5 protein-coding genes are annotated in these 4,949 nt (G+C 61.5%); all 5 read right to left on the bottom strand.

The window, feature by feature from the left end:
* Window positions 1–438: Fe-S cluster assembly sulfur transfer protein SufU (gene sufU / locus NW857_RS01725; RefSeq protein WP_414367794.1), on the bottom strand; the 438-nt coding region annotated here is incomplete at its 3' end.
* Window positions 439–587: 149 nt separating this feature from the next.
* On the bottom strand, window positions 588–1,817 hold the full coding sequence (locus tag NW857_RS01720) for an NAD(P)/FAD-dependent oxidoreductase (protein ID WP_414337877.1): 1,230 nt from the start codon (window positions 1,815–1,817) through the stop codon (window positions 588–590).
* Between the two features lie 33 nt (window positions 1,818–1,850).
* Window positions 1,851–3,722: a tetratricopeptide repeat protein gene (locus NW857_RS01715; RefSeq protein WP_414367792.1), complete on the bottom strand. Its 1,872-nt coding sequence runs from the start codon at window positions 3,720–3,722 to the stop codon at window positions 1,851–1,853.
* 178 nt (window positions 3,723–3,900) lie between these two features.
* Complete coding sequence (gene cobM, locus NW857_RS01710) at window positions 3,901–4,707, bottom strand: precorrin-4 C(11)-methyltransferase (protein ID WP_414367790.1); 807 nt, start codon at window positions 4,705–4,707, stop codon at window positions 3,901–3,903.
* Window positions 4,708–4,823: 116 nt separating this feature from the next.
* A complete protein-coding gene (locus NW857_RS01705; RefSeq protein ID WP_414367806.1) occupies window positions 4,824–4,940 on the bottom strand; it encodes a 2-C-methyl-D-erythritol 4-phosphate cytidylyltransferase in 117 nt (38 codons plus the stop codon).
* Window positions 4,941–4,949: the final 9 nt, after the last annotated feature.

Below are 4,949 nucleotides of genomic sequence, written 5' to 3'. Positions count from 1 at the left end.
GGGTTCGGGCGATTCCAGCGCGTGTTTGAGGGCATGCCAGGCCAGGTTGGCGCACTTGATGCGCACCGGAAATTGGGCAACTCCCTTCATGGCGTTCAAGGCCCGCTGCTCCCGCGGAAACTCAGCGCCGCCGCGCATCATGGCTTGGAAGTGATCCACCAACTGCAACGCTTCGGGGATGGTGCGCCCCCGCACGGCGTCAGCCATGAGATCGGCAGAGGCCAGGGCAATAGCGCAGCCTTCGCCCTCGAACTTGACATCGACAATTCGCTCTTGATCCGGATCCAGTTGCAAGGTGAGGTCGATGGTGTCGCCACAGGAAGGGTTGTGGCCGCGTTGGTGGCGATGAACCGGATCCACTTTGCCGAAGTTGCGGGGCTTTTTGTACCGCTCCAGAATGACTTGCTGATAGAGTCCGCGCAGGTTATCGAGAGGCATTGTTGTTCCCGCTTGGTCGCTGCTTGGGCCGGAGAGCGTCAAGAGCTTTTGAGGGTTGAAGGGCGATAGGGTCGAGATCGAGAAGCCGAGGAAGCTAGCCCATTCCGGCCAATCTGTAACTTAATCTTAACCCCGTTCTCTGTAGAGATTTAGTAGAAAAACGCCTGCCAGCGCACGGGCTTGCGTTGGCGCATGTAGAGCCAATCGAACAGGTTTTTCAGCAGCGTGGCCAGGTAGCCGCGCCAGACCCACCTGCCCTTCTCGGCGACGGCAACCCGGTTTCCCATCGTAACGCAGACAAACACAGTGGCCTGGGGTCGGTAGGGAAGCAGGGGTTGGCCGCGGATGAGCCGCAGCAGGTTTTGTGCTGCAATCGGCCCCTGGCGCACCGCGTACACGCCGATCTTGGGCAAGAGACGGGATCCCCAGACAAAGTCGGCGCAGTCCCCTAAGGCCAAGATGCGCTCTGCCCCCTGCACCCGCAGGCACTCATCCACCAGCAGGGATCCCGTCGGCCCCAGCGGCAGGCCGCAGCTTCTCAGCCAGGCGGGCGCCTGCAACCCACCCGCCCATAGGCGGGTCTGGGCCACCAGCTCGCTGCCATCCTCTAGCCAAACTTGCTGTGGCCCGAAGGCTTTTACCCGGCGCTCCGCCCAGATCTCTACCCCCAAGCGGCGGATCTCCCTTTCCACCTCCTGGCGGAAGCGTTCTGAGAAGCCCTCGACCAGATGGGCCTGGCCATGGATCAGGAGCAGGCGGGCCCGCGCCAAAGGGATCCCCGTTGCTGCGCTCATCTCGCGGCAGAGGTCGTACAGCTCTCCCATCAGCTCTGTGCCGGTGCAACCTCCCCCCACCACCACAAAGGTCAGCAGGCCCGGCGTCGGATCTCCCTGGGCCGCCCGCTGCCAGCACTGCCGGATCCAGGTTTGGGCGGCCACCAGTTGCTCCGCCGGTCGAATGGCGAAGGCATGTTGCATCCCGTCGATGGGACGCAGCTCCCGCCCCACATTCACCAACAGGTAATCGTAGGCAAGGGTTTGGATCCCGCCTGCGCCTTCCAGGGTCAGGGTTTGCGCCTGCGGCTGCATGTGGGTTACTCGTCCCGGCAGAAACTGGGCACCATTGGCTTGAACGTGCTCCAGCAGCGGGATCCGCACCAGATCCAGGGAAAACCGACCGCTCAGCAGCCGCGTGGACATGCCCGAGTTGACGATGTAGGGGTGGGGATTGATGGCGATCACCCGCGCTTGCCCTTTGAGGGCCCGCAAGGCGTCGATGGCCCCATAGCCACATCCGGCCAAGACCACTGTGGGCAGGGCTCCCTTCATGGCTGGAGCGGCAACCTCTCGCAGGCGGGCGCGCACCTTGTCGGGCGGCAACCGGGATCCCTCAGCGTCGATCAGCTCCCATCTTTACACGGGCAGTAGGTCGGTATGCACCTCTTCCATCTGCTTGGAGAGAAGCCGCTGCAGGCTCCCTCTGGCTTCGGGGAAGTTGGGAGAAATTTCCAAAGCCGAGCGAAAGTGATCGATGGCCTGCTCCAGCTTGCCTTGGCGGGCCAAGACGGATCCCACGCGATAGTGGGCCATGCCGTAGCTGCCGTTGCTGCGCATCGCCCGTTGATAGCTGGACACCGCCGAGCTCAGATCCCCCTTGATACGGGCCACTTCCCCCAAGCCAAAGTGGGCTTCGGGCAAATCTGGGTCTTCTCTTAACGCTTGTTCAAACTGTTGCACAGCCTCTTGCACCTGCTGGGGCCAGACAAACTTGCGCCCGGAGGCGTCGCGGTGTTTTTGACCCAAATAGGACAAGCCGATGGCAGCAACCGCCTCAGGCAAGTTGGGCACCAGCCCCAGAGCTCGCTGGTAGCTCTTGATGGCTTCGTTGTGCTGCTCCTGGGCCGCTAAGACCAAGCCCAGCCCGTAGTGGGCGCGGCCCTGCTGGAGCTTGGAGGAGCTGCCGGAGAGGAGCACCTGGCTGAACTCTTGGCCAGCCTGGGCCAGACGCCCCGCATGAACCATGGCCAAGCCCAGATCCACCCGCACAGCAGCGGCTAATTCGGGATCCAGATCGAGATTGAGGGCGGTTTGAAAAGCTGCTATTGCCGCTTTCAACTGGCCCTTGCGCATCAGCGCTTGCCCCATCAGGTGGTGGGCCAGGCCCAGGCGATCGTTCAATTCCAAAGCAGACCAACAGGAATCGATCGCCTCGTCCCATTGCCCCAACTTGAGGCGAATTTGAGCAATACGGAGGTGGGCCTGGCTGAAGTGGGGATCCAACTCAAGGGCCTTTTGTTGCTGGGCCAAGGCTTCTGCCCAGTTGCCTTTCTCGGCCCAGGCTTGGCCGAGCAGGCTATGGATCTCAACTTGAGCAGATCCCTGGGTGAGGGACAGGGCCTCCTGAAACCGCTCCACTGCCTCAGGAACTTGATTGGCCTGTAAAAAGGACAAACCTTCTGCCAAAGGATCAGAGGATCCCTCTCGCTTAAAGGTGTTGACAGCACGCCGGCCTTTCCACCCCAGCCAGCTCCCCCCTGCAGCCAGGATCAACAGAGGGATCCCTACTCCCAGCGATCTGGCCCGGGCAGGGACGTCGGGCTGCCGGAAAGAATGCACCACCAACCCGGCCCCCAGCAGGAGAGACAAAGCCAGGGCTCCCCCCAGGAAGGGTCGTAGGGTAGGTTGGTGCAACTGCTGGCCAAGCGCCTGAACGTTGACCGGAAGGCTGATGGGAGAACTGGGGCGAGCAGGGGCAGTCGTGGGCGGAGAGGTCGGGATCCCAGCTTGGGCCTGTGCAGAGCCATGAGCAGCAGGAGACTGACTTGGGTCAGGCTCTGAGCGTCGCTCTTTCTGGGTTTTGGGAACCGGCGCCTCTAGAGTTTTAACTTTGCGAAAATCAGAGCTGCCATCGGGATCCACAACAGGTTTTTGGGCATCCAGCACCTTGATCTCGGAAATCTTGGCGTCCGGCAATACAATCTGCGTGGCGTCGGCACCGCTTTTCCCAGAAGACAAATAGAAGACTTTTTTCCACTGCGGCTGTGTTTCTCCCTGCAGCCGACCGTACACCACCAGTTGGCTGACTCCCTGCACCGGCGCGCCTTCCAATTGGTCGGCAACCCGCTGCAACACCATAGAGCGGCTGAACAGTCCCTGCTGTGGGAGCTCCACCATCAGGTAAAGGACATCTTGTTTCAGCGCCGAACGGCTTGGCAGGGGAGCAAGGGCCTTCTGCAAAGTCTTGATCAGGGTTGCCGCGCTGCGAGCAGCAGATGAGTCATCCATAAGCATAAGGCTAGAAAGAGGGAGAAAAAAAGTCTTGCAACAACCCCAAAAGGGATCCACTTCTTTTGGCAAAGATGGGCGCCCTGCAGCCAGAAGCCAAAGTATTTGACCTCATCTTGCTGCCTCATCGTCATTATGTTCAGCCTGCCGTCATCCGTCAATATACTGAAAGAGTCTGTTACAAATGGGCCCGCCGGCCAATTTTGGGGCGGAAGAGGTGGGCGTGGTCAGGGCTGTAGAGCCGCGAGCGGGCCGAGCCGGCTCCTGCCAAGCCCCGTAGGGCGGGACTGATGAGGTAGAGCACGGTGCGTTCCAGGCTGGCTTGCCGGGTGAGGGCCGCCATCTCCGCCAGGGATCCCAGCCAGATTCGCTCGTCCGGCCAGCCCAGACGGTAGCAAATGGCCACAGGGGTATCGGCGGGATAGTGGGTCATTAGATCCGCCTGGGCCTGTTCCACATGGCGGGCGCTCAGATACAGACACAAAGAGGCGCGGTGGGCCGCCAGACTGGCCAGGGCTTCCGCTGCCGGCACACGCGTCCGGCCACTGGCGCGGGTGAGGATGATCGTCTGCACCAGCTCCGGCACCGTTAGCTCCACCTGCAGACGGGCGGCTGCCAGTTGAAAGGCGCTCACCCCCGGCACGATCTCAAAGGGGATCCCGGCCTCCGCCAGCCGAATCAGCAACTCGTGCAGAGCACCGTAAAGAGACGGATCCCCATCCTGCAGCCGCACCACCCGCAGCCCTGCCTTGACCCGCTCCACCATCTGGGGCAGCAGCGTTTCCAAGGTGAAAGCGCGTGTATCGATGGCCTCCACCCCAGGGCGACAATGGGTCAGCAGCCCCTCCGGCACCAAAGAGCCTGTGTAGAATACTACATCTGCTTCCGCGAGCACTCTCTGGCCCCGCAGGGTAATCAGCTCGGGATCCCCGGGGCCGGCGCCGACAATGTGCACAGGCCAGTAGGACGAAGTCTCCTCGCTCATCTGCTCTCCTCTCGCCCCAGCAGCCTGCATCCTAACAGCAGCCGATTCCGCAAAAACTCCCCTCTCCTTTTGGGAGAGGGGTTGGGGGTGAGGGCGACAGAGAGTAAGGGATTAAGCTAACGCGCCAGCTCGAGGCGCTGCTGTAGAATTTGCTCGGCCAGCACCAGATCCCAGGGGGTGGTTAACTTCAGGTTAGACTCCTCACCTTCCACGATATAGACCGACCAACCCAGCTTCTCGAA

Origin of the sequence: Synechococcus sp. H55.9, assembly GCF_047462355.1 — a bacterium.
In the GTDB taxonomy this organism is placed as follows: Bacteria; Cyanobacteriota; Cyanobacteriia; order Thermostichales; family Thermostichaceae; genus Thermostichus.
The sequence above is the reverse complement of the archived record's forward strand: the minus strand, read 5'-3'. Positions and strand labels throughout refer to the sequence as shown.

Bases quoted from the DNA above. Each gene is read 5' to 3' on its own strand.
- NW857_RS01715 (WP_414367792.1), bottom strand. From the start codon at position 3,722: ATGGATGACTCATCTGCTGCTCGCAGCGCGGCAACCCTGATCAAGACT.
- cobM (WP_414367790.1), bottom strand. From the start codon at position 4,707: ATGAGCGAGGAGACTTCGTCCTACTGGCCTGTGCACATTGTCGGCGCC.